The sequence below is a fragment of the Streptomyces pratensis genome (genome assembly GCF_016804005.1).
In the GTDB taxonomy this organism is placed as follows: domain Bacteria; phylum Actinomycetota; class Actinomycetes; order Streptomycetales; family Streptomycetaceae; genus Streptomyces; species Streptomyces pratensis_A.
Genome location: NZ_CP051486.1, coordinates 4,574,089 through 4,595,573, shown reverse-complemented (window position 1 = coordinate 4,595,573; position 21,485 = coordinate 4,574,089). Strand labels below are relative to the sequence as shown.

Below are 21,485 nucleotides of genomic sequence, written 5' to 3'. Positions count from 1 at the left end.
GGAAGCAGCATGACCCGAGAAGAGCCACCCACGAGGGAAGAGGCCGCCCCCGCCCGCAAGGCGCAGCCCAGCTGGTGGCGGATGCTGGGCCGGGACCGGGCCGCGGCCGTCGGGGCCGTGATCCTCACCGTGGTCGCCCTCGTGGCCCTCTTCGGCCGGCTGTTCATCGGCGACCGCGCACAACGGCAGGACCTCGGCGCCTCCCTGCGGCCACCGTCCCTGAGCGACGGGGTGTACGGGCTGCTCGGCACCGACGTCCTCGGACGCAGCATGGTGGCCCGGCTGATCGAGGCGTCCGCCACGACGCTGTCCGTGGCCGTACCGGCCGTACTGGGCTCACTGGTGATCGGTTCGGCCCTGGGCCTGTGGGCCGGCTACCACGGCGGGCGCCGGGAGAGCGTGGCCATGCGGATCGCCGACGTGATCCTCAGCTTCCCCTCGCTGCTCATCGCGGTGGTCGTGCTGTACGTCTTCTCACCCAGCGCGCTGAACCTCGTGCTGATCCTGGCCGTGACCCGCATCCCGGTGTACCTGCGCACCGCGCGGGCGGAGGCGGCGGAGTTGCGGAGCCGGCTGTTCGTCGACGCGGCCCGCACCTTCGGTACCGCCGGCGGGATGATCATCTACCGGCACATCCTGCCGATCGCCCTGCCGACACTCCTTACGGTCGCCACCCTCGACTTCTGCTTCGTGATGCTCACCGAGTCCTCGCTGAGCTTCCTGGGCATCGGAATCCAGCCCCCGGACGTGAGCTGGGGCCTGATGGTCGCCCAGGGGCGGCAGTACCTCCAGACCGCATGGTGGATCACCGTGCTGCCAGGGCTGGCCATCGTGCTCACGACGGTGTCCGCCACCGTGCTCGCCGCCTGGGCCCGCCTCGCCACCGACCCCGCCCAGCGCTGGCGCCTGACGCTGCCGACGAAGCGCCGCCGGGCCGCCTCGGCGGCCGTTCCCCCGGAGATGACCCCGTGACGACCACCACCAGCCCCGCCCCGTCCGGCACCGACACCCCGGCCCTCGCCGTCGAAGGACTGTGCGTGGACCTGACCACGCCCTCCGGGACGGTGCGCGCCGTCGACGGCGTCAGTTTCAGCGTCCACCGAGGACGCACCCTGGCCCTCCTGGGCGAGTCCGGCTGCGGCAAGTCGATGACCGCACTGTCCGTGGTCGGACTGCTGGACCCGGCTGCCTCGGTCACCGGCGGCGCCGTCCGGGTCCGGGGCGACGACACGCTCCGCATGAGCCCGGCGCAACGCCGCAAACTGGCCGGTCCTGTCCTGTCCATCGTCTTCCAGGACGCCCTGACGGCTCTCAACCCGGTGCAGCCGGTCGGCAGGCAGATCGGCGAACCCTTCCGCATCCACCGCGGACTCTCCCGGCGCCAGGCCCATGAGGAGGCCGTCGAGCTGATGACACGGGTGGGGATCCCCGAACCGCGGCAGCGGGCCCGCTCCTATCCGCACCAGTTCTCCGGCGGCATGCGGCAACGGCTGCTGATCGCCATGGCCGTCGCACTCGCCCCCGACGTACTCATCGCCGACGAACCCACCACCGCTCTCGACGTGACCGTGCAGGCGCAGATCATGCGGCTGCTGCGGGACCTCCAGGACGAGCGGGACATGGCCCTGGTGCTGATCACCCATGACCTCGCCGTGGTCGCCCAGCGCGCCGACGACGTGGTCGTGATGTACGCGGGCACGGTCGTGGAGAACGGACCGGTGCACGACGTCTTCTCCGCACCCCGTCACCCCTATACCCGGGGACTGCTCGACTCCGTGCCGGAGGACAGCGTGCGCGGGCGCCCGCTGCCCGCCGTCCCCGGCAGCCCGCCCGAGCTGAGCGCCGTGCCGTCCGGCTGCGTCTTCCAGGCCCGTTGCCCGCTCGTCCGGGAACGCTGTGTCCAGGAACGGCCGTCCCTCCGCACCGCGGGTGACGGCCGCACGGCCGCCTGCCACTTCTCCGAGGAGCTCGCACGTGTCTGACTCCCCTGCCACCACCGCCACGTCCGGCCCCCGCACGGACGGCCCGCAGGAGAACCCTCCACTGCTGGAGGTCCGAGGCGTCACCAAGACCTTCGGCAGCGGCAGGCGCCGGCTGACCGCCCTCGACGGGGTCGACGTGCGGGTCGGCCGGGGGCAGACCCTGGGCCTCGTCGGGGAGTCGGGCTGCGGCAAGTCCACCCTGGCCAGGGTGCTGCTCGGGCTGGAGCGTCCGGACGCGGGCACCGTGCGGTTCGACGGGACCGACCCCTTCGCCCTGCGCGGCAAGGAACTGCTGGCCTGGCGCCGCCGTGTGCAGATGGTCTTCCAGGACCCCTTCGCCTCACTCAACGCCCGCATGTCGGCCGCCGACCTGATCGCCGAGCCCTGGGCCACCCACCGGGACGTCGTGCCGGGCGCCAAGGCGCGCGAGAAGCGGATCCGCGAACTGCTGTCCCTGGTCGGGCTCAGGGAGAGCGACGCCCACCGCTACCCCAACGAGTTCTCGGGCGGACAACGCCAGCGCATCGGCATAGCGCGGGCGCTCGCCCTGGACCCCGATCTCATCGTGTGCGACGAGCCCGTCTCCGCGCTCGACCTCTCGGTCCAGGCCCAGGTCCTGAACGTACTCTCGGAGCTGCGCACCCGCCTGGGCGTCACCTACGTGTTCATCTCCCACGACCTGTCCGTGGTGCGTTACATCTCCGACCGGGTGACCGTGATGTACCTGGGCAAGGTCATCGAACAGGGCGACACGGAGAACGTCTTCGAACGTCCCCAACACCCCTACACCGCCGCACTCATGTCAGCCGCTCCCGCCCTGAGGCCCACCCGCGACCCCCGCCGCCAGGAGATCCACCTCCAGGGGGAGATCCCCTCACCCTTCGAGATCCCGTCCGGGTGCCGCTTCCGCACCCGCTGCTGGCGTGCCGAGGACCGGTGCGCCACCCACACGCCTCCGGCGGTCACCAGGGAGACGAAGGACATCGCCGAACCGCACACGGCCCTGTGCCACTTCCCCCTGGAGGCAGAGTCCGCGTGGGTGTGACCGGCCTGGAGTTCGCCCTGCTCTGCGTCACGGTGGGGGTCGGTGCCCTGCTCCAGGTCTCCATCGGCTTCGGCCTCGGCATGATCGCCGCACCCGTCTTCTCCCTCGTGGACCCGGCGCTGGCACCGGTCGCCGTCCTGCTGCTCGCCAGCGGGGTCACGGCGACGGCGCTGGCGCGCGAACGCGGCCGGGCGGACATGCGCGGCTGCGGATGGGCACTGGCCGGCCGGGTACCGGGAGTGCTCGCGGGCACTCTGCTGGTCGTTGCGCTCCCCACCCGGTATCTCGCGCTCCTCATCGCCGGTGTGGTCCTCGTCGGCGTCGCGGTGAGCATGGCCGGCTACGTCCCGAGGCAGCGGCGGTCCGCGGTCGTCCTGGCCGGCATGGCCTCGGGGCTCATGGGCACGGCGACCTCCATCGGCGGTCCGCCGATGGCAATGGTGTGGCAGCGGCTGCGCGGCCCGGAGCTGCGCGCCACGATGAGCGCCTTCTTCCTCGCGGGCTCACTCATGAGCCTCGCCGCGCTGACCGCGGCCGGCACGGTCGGAGCGCATGCCCTGTGGGGCGCCGTGCTGCTCGCCCCCGCCGCCGTAGCCGGAACACTGCTCGCCCGGCCGCTGACCAGCCGGCTGAACGTGCGGCGTACCCGCATGGCCGCCACGGCGATGGCGGTCGCGGGCGCGTCGGTGCTGGTGGCGCAGCAGTTCGTCTGACCGGCGGGACGCCCCGAGGAACCGGGTGCGGCCCGCACCCGGTTCCTCGCGGTGAGCGGCCGCGTCGCGGCCCGGAGCGTGTGCGGCCCTGGCCTCACGTCGGCCGGTAGCTTGTACCGACGGCCTCTCAGGCCGTCTGGAGGCGGTCGTCCTGCCGTGTGCCGACGGACCGGCGAAGCGCGGGGGAGACCGTGGCCCGCATGCCGAGCATGTTGTCGGCGACGAGGAGGGCCCGCTCGACTGCCTGCGTGCCGGTCATCACACACAGCGTGTAGGCGGCGTCCTCCACGGCCCGGGTGGTTGCCTCGGTGGAGCGGCGCGCGTCCTCGATCCGTGCGTCGGCGTAACGGGCCATCGCGACTCTGAGGTCCTGGGGACCGGGTGTCAGCACAGCGGTTCTTCCTCCGGTTCGATCCACGTCCGATACGCGCGCCGGGAAGCGGCGCCGTTCCGGGCCGGGCGGGGTGGTCCACACGCCGTCATGTGACCCGCCGTCACGCGTCTACCCGCCGACGGGCGGAGTACGCACTCGCCTGCGTGTGCACCGGCGCCCGCCGGTCCGGGCGTTCTACCGTTCACCGATGCGATCTGTCCCCTGGTGGGTCCTGTTGTCCTCGGTGTCCGCGCCGATCCTTCTCGTCGGCGGTTGGGCGATCTCCGCCGAGCTTCAGGGGCCCGACTACGACCCGGCGTCCGCGACGATCAGCATCCTCGCCTCCGACGGCGCCGGCGGGTACTGGGTGATGACGTCGGCCCTGCTCGCCCTGGGAGCCTGCCATGTGATCACCGCGTGCGGACTGCGACCCGCCGCACCGTTCGGACGGACGGCGCTGGCCGGCGGCGGACTCTCGGCGATGCTGCTGGCCCTGGTTCCGGCGCCGAGCAGCGGAGGTTCGTTCGCTCACGGCGTGGTCGTCTCCGTGGGGTTCTCGCTGCTCGCCGTATGGCCGGTCCTCGCCGTGCCACGCGGCGCCGCCGGACCTCGGGACCTCTCGGCGAGGGGCGCGGCCTACGGAACGCGTGCGGCCGCGCCACCTTGGGGGCTGCGGCCGGTGCCCTCCGCCACGGCAGCCGCGGTGATGTGGTTGGGCGGGGCGTGGTTCCTGCTCGCCCTGTTCGTACTCGACACCGCCGGAGCCGCCGAGCGCGTCCTCACGTTCGCGCAGTCGTTCTGGCCACTCGTCGTGGTCCTCTCCTGCGTCCGGGACACCGGCGGGCCTGCGTGACGAACCCGCGGCCGGGCCCGCCCGCCGGACCGGGGCAGGCAGACCCGGCCACCGGTACGAGGGCAGGCATGCCGGGCGCCGATTCTCAGGGGCGCGGCCCGATCAACAGGTCCCCGTCCCGGACCACGATCGCCGACGCGGGGCAGGAGTCCGCGGCGTCCAGCGCGCGTTCGTCGGGAGCCATCCGCTCACGGACGGGCCGCGCCCGGTCCTCGTCGTCCAGCCTGTACAGGTCGGACGCCATTCCCGCGCACATGCCGGATCCCATGCACAGATCGCGGTCCACCTCCGTCGTCCACGACATGGCCGTCACCACCCCACCGGCATCTCGCGCGGCCCCCGCACGAGCATCTGGTTCTTCCACTCCACGTCCCCGGCCACGTGCAGGGACGGGAAGCGTACGAGCAGCGCCTCCAGCGCCTCCTGCAGCTCCAGCCTGGCGAGCGGCGCCCCGAGGCAGTGGTGGACCCCGTGCCCGAATCCCAGATGCTGGACGCCGGTCCGGGTGACGTCGAGCCGGCCCGGCGCCTCGAACTTCAGGGCGTCGCGGTTGGCGGCCCCGACTGCGACGAGCACCGGCTCACCGGCCCGGACGAGCGTGCCGCCGACCTCCACGTCCTCGGTCGCGTACCGGGGGAAGCCGGCGCCGCTGCCGAGCGGAACGAACCGCAACAGCTCCTCGACGGCTCCGCGTATCAGTTCGGGGCGCTCCCGCAGCAGCTTCAGCTGGTCGGGGTGGTCGAGCAGCGCGTACACGAAGTTCGGGATCTGGGTCGCCGTGGTCTCGTGGCCGGCGACGAGGATGCCGACACAGAGATCGACCAGTTCCAGTTCGCTGAGCCGGTCCCCGGTGTCGCGTGCTTCGATCAGGCCCGTCATCAGATCGGGCCGTGGACTGCGGCGGTGGTCCTCGATCAGCGAACCCATGTAGGCGCGCAGCTCCTCGCGGCTGCGCAGGAACTCCTCCGCGGTGAGGGAACTGGTGGAGAGCGCGGCGTCACTCCAGGCCCGGAACCTCGGGCGGTCCTCCTCCGGCACGCCGAGCATGCGGCAGATCACCGCGACGGGGATCGGCAGCGCGTAGTGCTCCACCAGATCGGCGGGCTGCCCCTGGGACTCCAGCTCGTCGAGCAGGCCGTTGGCCAGGTCCCGCACCCAGGGGCGTAACTTCTCCACCTGATGCACGGTGAACGCCTTGGCCACCAGGGTTCGCAGCCGGGTGTGCCCCGGAGGGTCCATGCTCAGGATGCCGCTGTCCGGGCTCCCCTCCGACTGGCGCGGGGCGTCGTGGCGGAGGGCCTCCGCCCGGCTGAAGCGGCGGTCGCCGAGGACGAGACGCGCGTCGGCGTAGCGGGTGGCCAGCCATGCGGGTTCTCCGTACGTCAGGCGCACGCGCACGAGCCCGGGCCGTACGAGTGCTTCCCGATAGGCGTCCGCCAGCCCCAGTCCGGCCGACTCGTTGAAGGGATAGGGGACGGGCGCTGGTCCGGCTGTGGCCGACATCGTGTGGGCCTCCCTGCTCTCGACGGATCATCCGAGAATCGGGTTGCGGCGCCGACGAGGTCAACAGCGCCTTGTCGGCCATCCCGGGGCCGCCGTTCCCGAGAGAGGAGGCGGCCCCGGGACCCACGGTGCGAACCGGCCGGGCCCGCGGTTCACGGGCCCGGCCGGCCCTGCCCCACACCAGAACCCCTAAGGCTTGCGGCCCACCGCCACATACCCCGCGCTGATGACGTCGTCCTGCCCGGGGACCGGCTCGCCGAGCTCGGGGTGCCACGCCTCGGCTGCCACGATGCCGGGCTCGACGACGTCCAGCCCCTCGAAGAAACGGGCGAACTGGGCGCGCGTGCGCGGGGCCAGGGTGAGTGTGTTGGCCTTGTACATCTCGTCGACCTTGCGGGCCGCCGCCGGGTGGAAGTCGGCGGTGAGGTGCGAGATCACCACATGACTGCCCGGCGCGAGCACGTCGGTCAGCCGGTCCACCAGCTCGTAGGCACCGTCCTCGTCGCTCACGAAGTGCAGCAGGGCGATCAACGAGAGCGCGACCGGCTCGCTGAAGTCCAGCGTCTTGCCGGCGTGCTGCAGTATCGCGTCCACGTCGCGGGCGTCCGCCTGCACGTAGTCGATGGCGCCCTCCTCGGTGCCCTTCAGCAGGGCCTCGGCGTGCGCCAGCACGATCGGATCGTTGTCGCAGTAGACGACCCGGGTGGTGGGCGCCGCCCGCTGGGCGACCTGGTGGAGGTTCGGCTCGGTGGGTATTCCCGTGCCGATGTCGAGGAACTGCCGGACTCCCTGACCGGCCAGCCATCGGGTGGCGCGGTGCATGAACGCCCGGTTCACCTTCGCCATGACCGGGACCCCGGGCTCGACGGCGATCATCTGCCGGCCCAGGGCCTCGTCCACCGGGTAGTTGTCCTTGCCACCGAGGAACCAGTCGTACATCCGGGCGGGATGGGGTCTGCTGGTGTCGATGCGCAGGGCGGGGGCATCGTTCTCCGGTCGGGACATGACGGACTCCTGGGGGTGCGCGGCAGCGGATGATCAGCTTGCGAACAGGATAGGGAACGTCAGTGCCATAAATGTCCGCCAATCATCAACCCGCATGCCGAGAAGGGCACTTCGTTCGTAGATGTCACCTGTGTGCGGGGCATCCGGATGATGGACGGGCCTTGCCGCGGGAGCCGGCAGGGGCGGCGGGCGGAGCCGCCGCCCCCAGGCCCGTGGTGTCCGGATGTCAGCCGCTGCAGGAGACGGTCGGCCAGGTCCAGTTGCCGTTGGCCTGGATGGTGACGCCCCAGTTGTCGCCGCTGCCGTTGGGTTCGGCGGTCAGCACCTGTGCGCTGGGGTAGGTGACGGTGGTGTTCCAGGTGGTCAGGACCTTGGCGGGGGAGGGGACGTTCATGGTGACGGTCCAGTCGCTGGAGCCGGAGACCGAGACATCGAGGTTGTAGCGGTCGTTCCACTTCTGGCCCGCCGACACGGTCGCGGTGCAGCCGCCGCCACCTCCGCCGCCGTCGGGAGCCACGGCGCGGCCGGTCAGGGGAGAGATCATGCCGGCGCAGAGGCCCCGGCTCGCCAGCCCCTGCGCGATGCGCGGGATCGCGGCGAGAGTGCTGGCGGGCCAGTCGTGCATGAGGATTATCTGGCCGTTCGTGAGCCGGGCGTTGGCCTGCACGATCGCGTCGGTGCTCGCACCGTTCCAGTCCTGGGAGTCGACGTCCCAGATGACCTGCGTCAGACCGTACTTGGCCGCGACGGACCGCACCGTCGAGTTGGTCTCGCCGTACGGAGGACGGAACAGCTTCGGTGTGCCCCCGCCGGCGGCGGCTATGGCCTGCTGGGTGCGGGAGAGCTCCGAGTCGACCTGCGCCTGACTCTGCTGGGTCAGGTGCGGGTGGGTGTAGCTGTGGTTCCCGACCCACATACCGGCGTCGACCTGCGCCCGGACCCGGGCCGGATCGGCCGCGGCGTACTGGCCCTGGTTGAACATCGTGGCCCGCAGGCCGTTCTGCTTCAGGGCGTTGAGCAAGGCCGGCGTACTGCTCGACGGACCGTCGTCGAACGTGAGCCCGACGTACCCGTTGCAAGCGGCAGCAGTGGTGGCGTGGGCGGGGGTGGTGTCGGCGGCGGTGACGGTCGCTGCCAGCGCGGCGACGGCCAGAGCCGTGACCGCGGGCCGCAGGGACAGGCGTGGCGTGATGCGCATACGAGTTGGCCCTTCTCGTCCTGGTGGACGTGGGGGAGAGACGGCTGACCGCGGGGCGGCGGGAACGGACTGCCACCGCCCCACCTGGTGGCGAGGTGAACCGGCCGCGCGTGCGGATCGTCGGCTGTGCGGGTGCGTCGTTCATGCGCGTGTCCTCCCTTCGTCCTCGCGAGGCCGGATGGGGTGTGCGGGAAGCGCTGGACGCACTCCGTGGGGGCGTCTTCCTGCAGGCGGGTACGGCGATCGTGCCTCGGTGTCACGTCCCGGCCGGACCGGTCCGGCTGTCGTGCTCGGCAGCCCGCCCGGGGGCCGGGTCGGGGTGGACCCGGATCGGCGGGCTGGAACTCCGTCGACGGCGAACAGTGTTGAACCGGCCCCGTCGCGTGTCAATGGTTTCGGCGTGAATCACGAAACCGTCGATCCCGGGTGGTGGGTGCCTGAAAGGGGATATGGCCAGTTCGGGAGTCGTTTTTCCTGGAGGTGAGTGCCTGTGAATGCCGTGTGGCGCGGATTTCTGATCAGGATCGCAACCCGATGTGTTCGAAAGTTTCGAAAGCCTTGCGATCTGTCGGCGCGAGGGCGGGCCGACCTGGCGGGCGTATCCGGAGGAGGCCGGGCGGGTCGCGCGAAGCGCTCCGCGGCGGTTCCGTCCGGAGACCGCCGCCGGGTGCCGGCGGTGTGGAGCCGCGTCAGTCCCTTCCCGCGTCCTTGACCGCGATGCCGAGCGGAGTGCGGAACGGCCTGACCTGCGTCCGCTCTCCGTTCTCCTCCCGGACGTGCACGTACGGACGCCCGGCCGGGAGGGGTTCCTCGGGCTCGGGATCACTTTCGTACCGGAACAGACACATGGGGGCCCTCCAGGGGATTCTCCGACGACCGGTGGCGCCCCGGATGCGGGGAGGCGGTCCGGGGCGTGACATCGAAGCTATCCCCGGCGGGATGGCCCTGCGTCCGGCCCCTGACGCCCCTTTGGCGGCGAACGGCCATGTCCGTACAGGTCCCTGACGGGCGCGGGGGCGCAGGCCCCGGGATCCGGGATCCGGACGGGATCCCCTCACAGCCCGGCGGGGCCGTCCTTCCCCCAGATGAACACCTCGGTGCTCGGGCCGCGTTCGGAGAACCGGCCCGACGGTGACGCCCCGGTCAGGAGCTGTCGCAGATCCGCTTCGAACGCGGCACGGCGTGACCCGAACAGGTGGGGGGCCGAGGACGACATCGAGAAGGCCCAGGCGACGACGCCGTCACACGTACGCTCCAGAGCCCGGCCGCCGGTGACGACGTGACGTAGGGGACCCGAGAAGCCCGCCCTGGAGAGCACGGCCGCCTCGCCGCCGGGCATCCCGTGGGGCAGCACTCCGCGGCCCGCGCGCCGGACCGGCCCCAGGTACCGCTTGACCAGCTCGTCCGTCGAAGCACGGGGAACCGCCGGATGCGGCAGGCCGTCGACGGACCGGGTCTCCGCCCTCAGGTCCGAGATGTGCACCAGCGACCCCCCGGACACGAGCATGTCCCGGACGGTTGCTGCCACGAGGTCCTGGTCCATCCAGTGGAAGGACTGTCCGAAGGTCGCGACGGTGAACTTCCCGAGACCCGCCGGCAGTTCCTCCGCGCGGGCATGCGCCCACCGGGTCTTCCCGGCCACGCCGGCCAGGCCGGCCGCACGCTCCGCCTCGGCGAGCATGCCGGCGTCCGGATCCACACCGACGACCTCGCCGAACAGGTGCGCCAGACCCAGGGCGATGATCCCAGGCCCGCACCCCCACGTCGACGAGGCGTCCCCGTCCGTCGAGCGTCAGGGCGCCCGCGAGCACGTCCGCCAGCCCGGGGGCGTAACGGAAGCCTGCCGCGCTGGGCTGCCGGCATCCCTCCTCAGGTGCCGTTCTTAGGGGAACCCGGGATTTGCCTAATATCTCTAGGCAGCTGCATGCTGGGACCAGCCGGAGGGGATGAAGTCATGCCAAGAGCGGGACTGACCGCAGAACGCCTCACGCGGGCCGGGGCGGAAATGGCCGACGAGGTCGGCTTCGACAAGGTGACCGTCGCGGCACTCGCCCGGCAGTTCGGCGTCAAGGACGCGAGTCTCTACTCGCATGTGAAGAGCTCCCAGGACCTCAGGACGAGGATCGCCCTGCTGGCCCTGGCCGAGCTCGCGGACCGCGTCTCCGCCGCCCTGGCCGGGCGGGCGGGCAAGGACGCGCTGGAGGCGTTCGCGAACGCCTACCGCGACTACGCCAGGGAGCATCCCGGCCGCTACGCCGCGGCGCAGCTCAGGCTCGACCCGGACGCCGCCGCCGCGAGTGCCGGTGGCAGGCACGCCCGGATGACGCGGGCGATCCTGCGCGGCTACGACCTGACGGAGCCCGACCAGACACACGCGGTCCGGCTGCTGGGCAGCGTCTTCCACGGCTACATCAGCCTGGAGTCGGGCGGAAGCTTCAGCCACAGCGCCCCGAGTACGCAGGAGACCTGGCCACGGGTACTGGACGCCCTCGACGCCCTGCTGCGGAACTGGCCCGCCTCCCGAGAGCCCCACGCCGTACAACCGGACCACGACGGGCACGGAAAATGAGCACCCACCCCAGGCTGACGCCCATCCCCCTCACCGAAGATCTCCTGCGCGGCGCACTCCATCTGGAGCGCACCGAGCGCGGCGTGCTGCCCCACCGGCTGCCCGACCGTGCCCGTGCCCAGAACACCGACGGCCGGCTGGCCATGGCGGAGTCCCAGCCCGCGGGAGTGCGGCTCGTCCTGCGCACCCGTGCGACCGTCGTGGAACTGGACACCCTGCCCACCAAGCGGGCGTACGTGGGAGCCCCGCCCCGGCCGGACGGAATCTACGACCTGCTGGTCGACGGCCGGCTCGCGGACCAGGCCGTCGTGACCGGTGGCAACACCCTGACCATCGACATGGCCCGCGGATCCGCCGAGATCCGGCCGGGACCGGTGGGAACCCTCCGATTCAGCGGCCTGTCCGCCGATCCGAAGGACATCGAGATCTGGCTGCCGCACGACGAGACCACCGAGCTGATCGCCCTGCGCGCCGACGCCCCCGTCGAGCCTGCGCCTGACCGCGGCCGCGCGGTGTGGCTGCACCACGGCAGCTCGATCAGCCACGGCTCCGACGCCGCGAGCCCCACCGCCACCTGGCCCGCGCTGGCGGCCGCCCTCGGCGGTGTGGAGCTGATCAACCTGGGGTTCGCCGGCAGTGCGCTGCTCGACCCGTTCACCGCCCGCGCCATACGTGACACCCCCGCCGACCGGATCAGCGTCAAGATCGGCATCAACCTGGTCAACACCGACCTGATGCGTCTGCGCGCCTTCACCCCGGCCGTCCACGGCTTCCTCGACACGATCCGCGAAGGACACCCCACGACACCGCTGCTGGTCGTCTCGCCGATCCTGTGCCCCATCCACGAGGACACCCCCGGGCCCAGCGCACCGGACTTCAGCTCCCTCAGCGCGGGGAAGCTGAACTTCCGTGCTGCGGGAGACCCCGCCGAAACGGCTGCCGGAAAGCTCACCCTGAGCGTCATCAGGGACGAGCTGACCCGCATCGTCGGGCAGCGCGTGGCCGAGGACCCGAATCTGCACCACCTCGACGGCCGCGAACTCTACGGCGAGGCGGACACCGCCGAACTGCCGCTCCCCGACGCGCTTCACCCCGATGCCCCCACGCACCGCCGCATTGGCGAACGCTTCGCGCGGCTGGCGTTCCGCACGGGTGGCCCGCTCGCCGTCGCAAGGGACTGACCACGCATGGCGGCACGGATTCCCGTTATCGCCTTTCGCATCCGGTCCGGGGACGATTACTGTCCGGTGCAGCGAGTCACTCACGAGGAGCTGAGGTATGGTCGGTCGCCCGAGCGCGCGTTGACGTCGTAGGCCGTGAACGGCCTGTCATCGCGTGCTGCCCTCGAAGCGCGGCACAGCGAGCCTTCCCGCCCCGGAGGCCGACGGCACCCGCCGTCGGCCGGTCGGCGGGCTTCGCTTCCCGGCGTTCCGAGGGACTCCCATGCCTTCTGCTTCCTCCGCTTCCGGCCGCCCGGTTCCGCCCCGCGCCCCGTGGGGCCGCGACTTCCGAAAACTCTGGGTCGGCCAGACGGCCTCCCAACTCGGTGAGCACACGGGCCTTGTGGTCCTCCCGCTGTACGCCGTGCTGACACTGGACGCGGACGCCGGCCAGGTCGGCGCCCTCCGTGCGGCGGGGCAGGTGCCGGTCCTGCTCCTCGCGCTCGTCGCGGGGGCGTGGGTGGACGGATGGCGGACCCGCTCGGTGATGGTGCTGACCGACGTCGGCCGCGCGCTGGCTCTGGCGGCCGCCGCGGCGGCCGGGTTCCTGGGTGTGCTCGGTCTGCCGGCGCTGTTCGCCGTCGTCTTCGTCGCGGGTGCCTTGTCCGTCTTCTTCGACGTGGCCTACCAGGCCTCACTCGTGCGCATGGTGGACCGCGACCAGCTGCTGCGTGGCAACAGCGCGCTCGAGGGCAGCCGGTCGGCGGCCCAGTTCGGCGGCCCCGCAGTGGGAGGTGCGCTGGTGTCGTTGCTGTCGGCGCCGGTCGCTGTGGCGTCCAGCGCGGTCTTCTTCGCCCTGTCGTTCCTGTCGATCAGGCGGATCCGAGCCGGCGAAACGGTCCCGGTCAGCTCGGAAAGGCCCTCGGGGGTCGGGCGGCGAATCAAGGAGGGCCTCGGTTTCGTGGCCGGCGACGTGTCCCTGCGGGCCGTGAGCCTGGCCTCGGCCGCCTTCCAGTTCTTCTTCGCAGCCACGACGACCGTCCACCTGCTCTTCCTGTCACGAGAACTGAACCTTTCCGGCGCCGCCATCGGGCTGGCACTCGCCGCCACGGGGCCGGGCGCGCTTCTGGGCTCGCTGCTGGCCGCACGGCTGCCCAGCCGTTTCGGGTACGGTCCGGTGCTCGTGTACGCGGCGGGGATCGGCGACGCCGTCATGCTGTGCGTACCCGCACTCCACGGATCCCCCGCAGTGACGGTGCCCGTCCTCCTGGCGGTCAGCTTCGTGTTCGGCGCCTTCGGCCAGCTTGTGAACGTCACGGTCATGGCCGTACGGCAGGCCGTCACCCCGGACGGACTGCAGGGCCGGGTGGCCGCGACGATCAACTTCGCAGGGCTGGGGCTCGCCCCGCCGGGCTCCCTCCTCGGCGGATGGCTCGCGCACGAGTGCGGGCTGCGCGGCGGCCTCCTGCTGGCTGCCGCAGGCATGCTGGTGTCCCCCGTTGTGCTGGCACTGTCTCCGCTCGCACGCATGGGACGGACCCTGCCGGTCCAGGGAACAGGGGCACGCCCTACGTGAAGGCCCGTGCGGGACATCGCCGTCCGGCGAGGATCCGGCCGGGGGACGCCACCCGGCGGGGGCAGGCTCCCCAGGTCGCCCGGCAAGGTCAGCCATCACGCCGCCCGGCAGGGGCAGGCCTCCTTGTATGCCGCCCCCGGTGCCGAGGCGGGCGCCGGACCGGGCCGTGGGCTGAGCCAAACGGCTGGGACGGGTAGAGGGGCGGTTGAGAGCCAGGACACACAAGGGCATTCTTGAACAAAGGTCTCATATGTGTGTTCGTGGGCGACCTGCCTAGGTGGGGAGGACGAGTGATGGGCCAATGAGCATGGACGAGACGGGCCGCGGAGACCCGCCTGCGGACGGTGACGAGCCCGCACCGGCGGCCACGGGTGGCGGACGGCCCGTCCAGGTACTGCCCGACGAGGTGCGCTGCGCGATCCTGGAGCAGCTGCCGGTGCCGGTGGCCTACTTCGGCAGGGAGCAGCTGCTCGGCATGGCCAACGGAGCGGCGGCGAATTCGGTCGGGAGGTCCGAGGCGTCGATCCTGGGGCTGCGTCCGGGGGAGGTGGAGCCCGGACTGTTCCTCAAGGGCGGTGAGGGACTCGCCGAAGCCATCGACCGGGTGCTGAGTACGGGCCAGGGAGAGCCCTACGAGACGCACCTCATGGTGGAGGGAAGCGAGCACATCTGGCAGGCGGCGATGTCTCCAGTGCGCACCGCCGCCGGCGAGGTCCAGGGCGTGTCCGTCGTGACGCTCGACACCACCGACCAGTTCTGGGCCCGCCGCCGCCTGGCCGTACTGAACAAGGCCAGCAAGCGCATCGGCAGCACCCTCGATGTGGGTCGCACCGCGGAGGAGCTGGCGGAGCTCGCCATCGAGGAATTCGCCGACTTCGTCACGGTCGACCTGCTCTCCGAGGTGCTGACCGGCGACGAAGCGCGTTCCGTGCTCCACCGGGACACGATCGGCTTCCACCGGGTGGCCCAGAAGTCCGTGCTCCCGGGCTGCCCCGAGTCGGTCGTCCCGCTCGGCGAGATCCACTCCTACGACCGTGACTCGATGGTGGGCCGAGCACTGATCCAGGGTGAACCGGCGCGCATCACCATCGACGACGAGACCCTGAGGCGCTGGGCAACGGGCGAACCCGCGCGGTCGAAGAGCATGCGCGAGCACAGCATCCATTCGGTGATGGTGGTCCCGCTGCAGGCCCGTGGCATCACCCTCGGCACGACGCTGTTCTGCCGCCACAGGACACCCGTGGGATTCGGTGCCGCGGATCTGCAGCTCGCCGCCGAACTCGTCTCGCGGGCGGCCGTCTGTGTGGACAACGCCCGCCGGTACACCCGCGAGCGGGCCACGGCACTCGCCCTGCAGCGCAGCCTGCTGCCCCGCCGGGCCGCCCGTCAGAGGGCCGTCGAGGTCACCGCGCGCTATCTCCCGAACACCAACGGAGCGGGTATCGGCGGGGACTGGTTCGACGTCATCCCGCTGTCCGGCGCCCGGGTCGCCCTGGTGGTCGGCGACGTCGTGGGCCACGGGCTCCACGCCTCGGCGACCATGGGCAGGCTCCGCACCGCCGTGCGTACCCTCGCCGACGTCGACCTCGCCCCCGAGGAACTGCTCACGCAGCTCGACGATCTGGTCCTGACGCTCGACCGCGAGCAGCCGGCGGACAGCGCCGACGGCGCGATGGTCGCCGGTGCGACGTGCCTCTACGCCGTGTACGACCCGGCCACCGGACACTGCGTGATGGCGCGGGCCGGCCACCCCGAGCCCATGCTGGTCCGCCCCGACGGCACCGTCGAACAGCTGCGGCTGCCCTCGGGCCCCCCGCTCGGAGTGGGCGGCGTGGCCTTCGAGGCGGCCGAGTTCGAACTGCCCGAGGGCAGCCGGCTGGCTCTCTACACCGACGGACTGATCGAGACGGCCGGCAGGGGCATCGACACCTCCCTCGCCGAGCTGCGCGAGCTGCTCTGCCACCCCGCGCACTCCCTGGAAGAGGCCTGTGACACCGTCATGGACGCCCTGGTTCCCGAGCAGCCGAACGACGACGTTGCCCTGCTTCTGGCGCGCACACATCGTCTGGACGCAGGCCACTACGCCTCGTGGGACCTGGCTGCCGACCCGGCCGTCGTGTCCACCGCCCGCAAACGCGCCTCCGCGCAGCTCACGGCATGGGGCCTGGACGACGCCGTGTTCACCACGGAACTCGTCGTCAGCGAACTGGTCACCAACGCCATCCGCTACGGCGGCGATCCGATCCGGCTCCGCCTCATCCGGGACACCGCGCTCATCTGCGAGGTCTTCGACGGCAGCAGCACCGCCCCCCATCTGCGACGCGCCCGCATCTTCGACGAGGGCGGCCGCGGCCTCCTGCTCGTCGCCAGTCTCACCGAGCGCTGGGGGACCCGCTACACCGGCACGGGCAAGACGATCTGGGCCGAACAGCCGCTGCCCGGCACGAAGGAGACGGATCCGGTCTGAGCCCCGCCGCCGATCGGCACGTCGACGCCCCACGGCCGCCGGTGCCGCCGCACGGACCGTCCAGGTGTTCAGGCGTGCAGCCGCCACCATTCGTTCCGCCGGGGCCGGCCGCTCGCCGTAGCCGGGCCCGCCCCACCGTTCAAGGTGGAGGAGGCACCGGCCGAAGAACCGGATATGTCGCACCTGCACACACGCCGCAGCCTACTGACGAGCAGCGCCCTGCTGGGCGCCGGCGCCGTCCTCGGAGCCGCCGCCCCCGCCCGGGCCGCCGGCGAGGACATCGCCGAACGACGCCTGGACGAAAGGCTGGTAGAGCTGACCTTCGAGTCCCCGGCCCTCGGCGGCCCGAGCACCGTGGCCCTGCTGACACCGCGTGGCTGGGACCGGCGTCGCCCCGGTGACCGCTGGCCCGCTCTCTACCTGCTGGCGGGCGGGGACGGTGACCACACGACCTGGACGACCCTCTTCAAGGTGCAGGAACTGGCCGAGCTGCGCGATGTCCTGGTGGTGATGCCGGGCATGCCGCTGTTCGGGTTCTGGACCGACTGGTGGAACCACGGCAAGGGAGGGGCTCCCCGGGTGCGCACGTACTTCCTGCGTGAAGTCGTGCCCCTGGTGGAGCGGGACTACGGAGCCGGGCCCAGCCGGGCGGCAGCCGGGGAGTCCCAGGGCGGATTCGGTGCCCTGGGAATCGCCGCCCGGGTATCGGGCCTGTTCGGTGCGGTCGCCGCCTTCGGGGCACCCGTGCATCCTGTCCGGCATCCGGAGATGTGGCTCTCCGGAGCGAAGTATGTCGGTGTGGACGGCTACGCGGTCTTCGGCGACCCTTGGGAGCAGTGGAAGACCTGGATCGACTGGGATCCGTACCATCACGCCGGGGGACTGCGTCGCACGCCCGTCTACCTGGCCTCCGGCGACGGGAAGCCCGGCCCGCTCGACGGGGACGAGCCCGACCCCCACATCCCCGGCACCGAGAAGTGGGTGGCACTCGCCGACGACGGAGTCACCTCCGTCACCGAAGCCGTCTGCGGCGAGGAGACGAGGATGCTCGACGACCGGCTCACAACCCTGGGCGCACCCGTGACCACCCACATCTACCCGGGTGGGCACAGCGGGACCTACGGGTACAGGGAGCTGCGCCACGCCCTGCCGATGCTCACGGCCGCGCTGCGCCGGTGACCCGTGCGACACCCGCGGCGATCCGCCCCGCCGGTCGTGTCGCGTGACCTGCGCGGGATCCGGACGCCTGGAACGCGCTTCGAACGGCCGAGGCCCACGGCTCCTGGTACCGCCGGGCGGTACCAGGAGCCGTGGGCCGGGCGGATCAGACCGCCGGGGCCGGGTAGGTCGGGTACTCGACTCCGGAGACGTGCTGGACGACCCGGATGACCTGGGAGGAGTAGCCGAACTCGTTGTCGTACCAGAGGTAGAGGATCGCGTTGTCGCCCTCGACCTTGGTGGCGCCGGCGTCGACGATCGAAGCGTGGCGTGAGCCGATGAAGTCGCTCGAGACCGCGTCGGGAGCGGTGATGAAGTCGATCTGGCGCCTGAGGGGCGAGGTCAGCGACACGTTGCGGAGGTAGTCGAGGACCTCCTCGCGGTTGGTGCCGCGCGCGAGCTGGAGGTTCAGGATCGCGATCGAGACGTCCGGCACCGGGACCCGGATCGAACTGCCGGTGATCTTCGCGTCGAGGTCGGGGAGCGCCTTGGTGACGGCGGAGGCGGCGCCCGTCTCCGTGATGACCATGTTGAGCGGCGCGGAACGGCCACGGCGGTCCGAGTTGTGGTAGTTGTCCAGCAGGTTCTGGTCGTTGGTGAACGAGTGGACGGTCTCCACGTGGCCGCGCAGCACGCCGTACTCGTCGGCCATCGCCTTCAGCGGCGGGACGATCGCGTTGGTGGTGCAGGAGGCGCAGGAGATGATCTGCTCGTCCGGCTTGATCATTTCCTGGTTCACGCCGTGCACGATGTTGGGGACGTCGCCCTTGCCGGGGGCGGTCAGGACGACCTTCGCGATGCCGGGGCGGAGGTGCTTGGACAAGCCCTCGCGGTCGCGCCAGCGTCCCGTGTTGTCGATGAGGATGGCGTCCTTGATGCCGTACGCCGTGTAGTCCACCGACGTCGGGTCGTCGGAGTAGATCACCTGGATCTCGTTGCCGTTGGCGATGATCCTGCTGTTCGCCTCGTCCACGGTGATCGTGCCCTGGAACTGGCCGTGGATGGAGTCGCGGCGCAGAAGCGAGGCGCGCTTCACGATGTCCTGTCCGGCGCCCTGGCGTACGACGATGGCGCGCAGCCGCAGGCCGTTGCCGGAACCGGTCTTCTCGATGAGCAGTCGCGTCAGGAGGCGCCCGATGCGACCGAATCCGTAAAGGACGACGTCGCGCGCCTCGCGGCGCTCCGTCTTGTTCGCGCCCGTGGCACCCGCTACGGCCTCGGCTGTGAAGTCGGCCACCGACAGGCCGCGGTCGTCGGTCCGATATGTCGCGGCGAGCATGCCGAGATCGATCTGCGACGGGCCGAGGTCGAGCGCGGAGAGGGCGTGCAGGAACGGGAGCGTCTCGGTGACCGAGAGCTCCTCGCCGGCTATCTGCCGGGCGAACCGGTGGGTCTTGAGGATGCTGACCACCGACTTGTTCACCAGGGAGCGGCTGTGGATCAGGATCGTGACGTCCCGCTCCCGGTGCAGCTTCCCGATGATCGGGATCATCGACTCCGCGATCTCCTCACGGGTCTTCCAATTGGTGAACGAGTCCTCGGTGGCAGTCACAAGTCCATCTTTCGAGCTAGGCGGTGCTCATATGTTAACCGCACCCGATTTTGATCATGCAATCGGTGCCGCCTGTGAGCCCGGGCCGGTCGAATTGATATGTTCCAGGAAGAAAGTCGCCCCCCGGTGCGCTCCCCGACCGGAGCGTGCACCACCGGTCAGAGAGCGGGCCGGTGCCCGAACCGCACCCCCTCCCACGGCGCCCCGGCAGGGAACGGCTCCGCGCGCCGCCGGCCGGCCGGGCGTGGAGCGGCCCGCTCGACCACGGGCTCCACACCCTCGATCCGCGCCAGCCACTCCAGCAGTTCCGCCCGGAGCCAGTCGGCGACCGCCCGGTGCGAGACGAGTCCGGCGAGGTTGTCCAGCTCGTAGGGGTCGGCGGTCAGGTCGTACAGTTCGGTTTCCGCGTAGTGCTCCGCGTCCGGCTCGTTCCAGGCGTCGGCTCCCGGCGCGTCCACCACGTACTTCCACCGCGAGGTGCGTAGCGCGCGGCCGACGCGGTCCTCACTGATCTGGACGAGGACCGACTCGGCCCGGCCCGGGTCATGGCCGCCTCCGGTCAGGTCGGCGAGCCCCATCTGCTGGTCGCCGCGCAGCGTGAGCGGACCGAGAACGCCCGCGAACCGGCCGCGCGCTCCGACGAGTTCCCCGAGGGCGCCCTCAACCTCCGTACGCCGCCGGCGGCGCTGCTCGCCGAACCCGCCGCCACCGAGGCGATCCGCCGGATCGTGAACAGGGCTGCTGGACACCGAACCGCTGACCGTCCGCGGCGGCGGTTCCCTCCTCCAGATCGCGGCCTTCGCCGGACACCCCGGGCGCGCCCAGCTCACGGCCCTGGCCGAGGAGCTGGCCCGGCTCTTCCCGAAGCGGCCGGACATCGGAGGCGTCCCCGTCACGGCGCGGCACCACGGGCAGTTGTGATTCGCGCGGTCAACTCGCCTTACCGCACGACGAAATGATTACGCGTCATGCCGAATCTCCACCGGTCCCGAATGGCCCTGGGCGGGGCACAGCCAGATCCGCACCGGGGCCCTGTCCGGCGTGATCATGCCCAGGTGGCGCCCGCCGACCGGCCGGATCCTGCCGGACGGCCCTTCTCCACGTCCGGCAGCATCCGCTCGACGAGCAGTACCGCGAACGCGGCGGCGGTCAGCAACCCGCCCACCAGGAACGTGGCCCGTACGTCCCAGGCGGGCAGGATGAGGCCGCCCAGCAGCGCTCCGCCCGCGACCCCGGCGTTGTAGGCACCGGAGTTGGCCGCCAGGGCGATCTCGGTGCGGCCGGGAGCGAAGCGCAGCATCTGGTTCTGCGTGGCCATGAACACCGGGCCGAGTGAGCCGCCCAGCAGTGCCAGGCACGCGACGGCTCCGGCGGGGGCGGTGCCGAAGGAGTACAGGCCCAGCATGCCGGCCCCCTGGGTGGCCACCGGAACGGCCAGCGTGCCGCGCGGGCAGCGGTCCAGGAGCGGCCCCGCGAGTGCCACTCCGGCCACGCCCGCGAGGCCGGAGACCATCAGCAGAGCACTGACGGAGGTGTCGGAGAAACCGCTCACTTCACCCAGGAACCTCACGAGGTACGTATAGCCCGCGAACGCGCCCGTGACGGACAGGGCGGTGGTCACCAGCACGACTGCGAACCGCCGCCCGTCGGGTGCCGAGCCGTAGGCCGCGTGCCCCTCCTCCGGACGTGACGTCGGGAGGAGGACGGCGATCGTGACGAGGGAGACCAGCCCCAGCACGGCCAGGACGACGAGCGGGAACTGCCACGCGCTCTGCTGGCCCAGCCACGTACCGAGCGGGACGCCGAGTACCAGGGCCAGCGAACCGGCGACCGACAGCACCCCGATCACCCGGCCCCGGACAGCCGGTGGGAACAGGCCGACCGCCACCGGCCCCATCACCGCCCAGAACAGAGCCTGGGCGAGCGCGGTCACCAGCCGGGCGATCATCAGCAGCCAGTAGCCGGAGCCCAGTGCCGAGACCAGGCTGGACAGGACGAGCGCGGCCAGCAGCACGGTGAGCACATGGCGGCGTGGCACGGACCGGGTGGCCTGCGCGAGAGGCAGGGAGACCGCGGCGACGGTCAGCCCGTAGGCGGTGACCAGATAACCGACCGCCGAGAGTGACACCCGCATGTCGGCCGAGATCAGCTCGAGCAGCCCGATCGGCAGGTTCTCCGTGGTGTTGAAAGTGAACGCGGCCAGCATCAGGGCCGCGAGCACAGCCAGCCTGTGCCGACGAGCCGTTGGTGCTGTTGCCATGCGACCTCTTT

19 protein-coding genes and 1 pseudogene are annotated in these 21,485 nt (G+C 71.5%); 10 read left to right on the top strand and 10 right to left on the bottom strand.

What is annotated here, in order from left to right; genetic code table 11:
* The first annotated feature begins 9 nt into the window (after window positions 1-9).
* From HED23_RS18565 to HED23_RS18550, 4 genes are read left to right on the top strand one after another with little or no spacing between them, the layout of a single operon-like run.
* Window positions 10-972 carry an ABC transporter permease gene (locus HED23_RS18565; RefSeq protein ID WP_203184518.1) on the top strand — a complete coding sequence of 321 codons (963 nt, stop codon included), beginning with the start codon at window positions 10-12 and terminating at the stop codon, window positions 970-972.
* Window positions 969-1,982, top strand: a complete 1,014-nt coding sequence (locus HED23_RS18560; RefSeq protein WP_203184517.1) for an ABC transporter ATP-binding protein — start codon at window positions 969-971, stop codon at window positions 1,980-1,982. The genes HED23_RS18565 and HED23_RS18560 overlap by 4 nt, the downstream gene beginning before the upstream one ends.
* Window positions 1,975-3,027 carry an ABC transporter ATP-binding protein gene (locus HED23_RS18555; RefSeq protein ID WP_203184516.1) on the top strand — a complete coding sequence of 351 codons (1,053 nt, stop codon included), beginning with the start codon at window positions 1,975-1,977 and terminating at the stop codon, window positions 3,025-3,027. Before HED23_RS18560 ends, HED23_RS18555 begins: the two co-directional genes overlap by 8 nt.
* Window positions 3,018-3,740, top strand: a complete 723-nt coding sequence (locus HED23_RS18550; protein ID WP_238442023.1) for a sulfite exporter TauE/SafE family protein — start codon at window positions 3,018-3,020, stop codon at window positions 3,738-3,740. Before HED23_RS18555 ends, HED23_RS18550 begins: the two co-directional genes overlap by 10 nt.
* 127 nt (window positions 3,741-3,867) lie before the next feature.
* Here the strand turns inward: HED23_RS18550 and HED23_RS18545 are convergent, their stop codons facing one another.
* Entirely contained in the window at window positions 3,868-4,131 is a 264-nt protein-coding gene (locus tag HED23_RS18545; RefSeq protein WP_203184515.1) for a DUF5133 domain-containing protein, read from the bottom strand.
* 190 nt (window positions 4,132-4,321) lie between these two features.
* Here HED23_RS18545 and HED23_RS18540 point away from each other — a divergent pair, with 190 nt between their 5' ends.
* A complete protein-coding gene (locus HED23_RS18540; protein ID WP_203184514.1) occupies window positions 4,322-4,966 on the top strand; it encodes a DUF998 domain-containing protein in 645 nt (214 codons plus the stop codon).
* Window positions 4,967-5,051: 85 nt separating this feature from the next.
* Here the strand turns inward: HED23_RS18540 and HED23_RS18535 are convergent, their stop codons facing one another.
* The 6 genes and pseudogenes from HED23_RS18535 to HED23_RS18510 form a co-directional block, all read right to left on the bottom strand.
* Window positions 5,052-5,270: a ferredoxin gene (locus HED23_RS18535; RefSeq protein WP_203184513.1), complete on the bottom strand. Its 219-nt coding sequence runs from the start codon at window positions 5,268-5,270 to the stop codon at window positions 5,052-5,054.
* A 5-nt stretch (window positions 5,271-5,275) separates the two neighbouring features.
* A complete protein-coding gene (locus tag HED23_RS18530) occupies window positions 5,276-6,469 on the bottom strand; it encodes a cytochrome P450 (protein ID WP_203184512.1) in 1,194 nt (397 codons plus the stop codon).
* A gap of 189 nt (window positions 6,470-6,658) precedes the next feature.
* Window positions 6,659-7,474 (bottom strand): SAM-dependent methyltransferase, encoded by an 816-nt coding sequence (locus HED23_RS18525; protein WP_203184511.1) that lies wholly within the window; start codon window positions 7,472-7,474, stop codon window positions 6,659-6,661.
* Window positions 7,475-7,700: 226 nt separating this feature from the next.
* Window positions 7,701-8,672 (bottom strand): polysaccharide deacetylase family protein, encoded by a 972-nt coding sequence (locus HED23_RS18520; RefSeq protein WP_203184510.1) that lies wholly within the window; start codon window positions 8,670-8,672, stop codon window positions 7,701-7,703.
* A 689-nt stretch (window positions 8,673-9,361) separates the two neighbouring features.
* Window positions 9,362-9,520: a hypothetical protein gene (locus HED23_RS18515; protein WP_203184509.1), complete on the bottom strand. Its 159-nt coding sequence runs from the start codon at window positions 9,518-9,520 to the stop codon at window positions 9,362-9,364.
* Between the two features lie 206 nt (window positions 9,521-9,726).
* Window positions 9,727-10,535 (bottom strand): annotated as a pseudogene (locus HED23_RS18510) (class I SAM-dependent methyltransferase).
* Window positions 10,536-10,626: 91 nt separating this feature from the next.
* Between HED23_RS18510 and HED23_RS18505 the strand changes: the two are divergent.
* The 5 genes from HED23_RS18505 (at window position 10,627) to HED23_RS18485 (ending at window position 17,623) form a co-directional block, all read left to right on the top strand.
* Complete coding sequence (locus tag HED23_RS18505; RefSeq protein ID WP_203184508.1) at window positions 10,627-11,241, top strand: TetR/AcrR family transcriptional regulator; 615 nt, start codon at window positions 10,627-10,629, stop codon at window positions 11,239-11,241.
* Complete coding sequence (locus HED23_RS18500) at window positions 11,238-12,422, top strand: SGNH/GDSL hydrolase family protein (protein WP_203184507.1); 1,185 nt, start codon at window positions 11,238-11,240, stop codon at window positions 12,420-12,422. Before HED23_RS18505 ends, HED23_RS18500 begins: the two co-directional genes overlap by 4 nt.
* Window positions 12,423-12,684: 262 nt before the next feature.
* The gene (locus tag HED23_RS18495) at window positions 12,685-13,977 is read left to right on the top strand and encodes an MFS transporter (protein ID WP_203184506.1); all 1,293 of its coding nucleotides are present in this window, start codon (window positions 12,685-12,687) and stop codon (window positions 13,975-13,977) included.
* 301 nt (window positions 13,978-14,278) lie between these two features.
* On the top strand, window positions 14,279-16,444 hold the full coding sequence (locus tag HED23_RS18490; RefSeq protein WP_203184505.1) for a SpoIIE family protein phosphatase: 2,166 nt from the start codon (window positions 14,279-14,281) through the stop codon (window positions 16,442-16,444).
* Window positions 16,445-16,618: 174 nt separating this feature from the next.
* Window positions 16,619-17,623 (top strand): alpha/beta hydrolase, encoded by a 1,005-nt coding sequence (locus tag HED23_RS18485; protein ID WP_203184504.1) that lies wholly within the window; start codon window positions 16,619-16,621, stop codon window positions 17,621-17,623.
* Window positions 17,624-17,768: 145 nt separating this feature from the next.
* Here the strand turns inward: HED23_RS18485 and HED23_RS18480 are convergent, their stop codons facing one another.
* The 3 genes from HED23_RS18480 to HED23_RS18470 form a co-directional block, all read right to left on the bottom strand.
* Entirely contained in the window at window positions 17,769-19,214 is a 1,446-nt protein-coding gene (locus HED23_RS18480; RefSeq protein WP_203184503.1) for a glyceraldehyde-3-phosphate dehydrogenase, read from the bottom strand.
* 158 nt (window positions 19,215-19,372) lie between these two features.
* Complete coding sequence (locus HED23_RS18475) at window positions 19,373-19,963, bottom strand: hypothetical protein (RefSeq protein ID WP_238442022.1); 591 nt, start codon at window positions 19,961-19,963, stop codon at window positions 19,373-19,375.
* Between the two features lie 296 nt (window positions 19,964-20,259).
* Window positions 20,260-21,474, bottom strand: coding sequence for an MFS transporter (locus HED23_RS18470; protein ID WP_238442021.1), 1,215 nt, complete (start codon window positions 21,472-21,474; stop codon window positions 20,260-20,262).
* Window positions 21,475-21,485 lie beyond the last annotated feature (11 nt).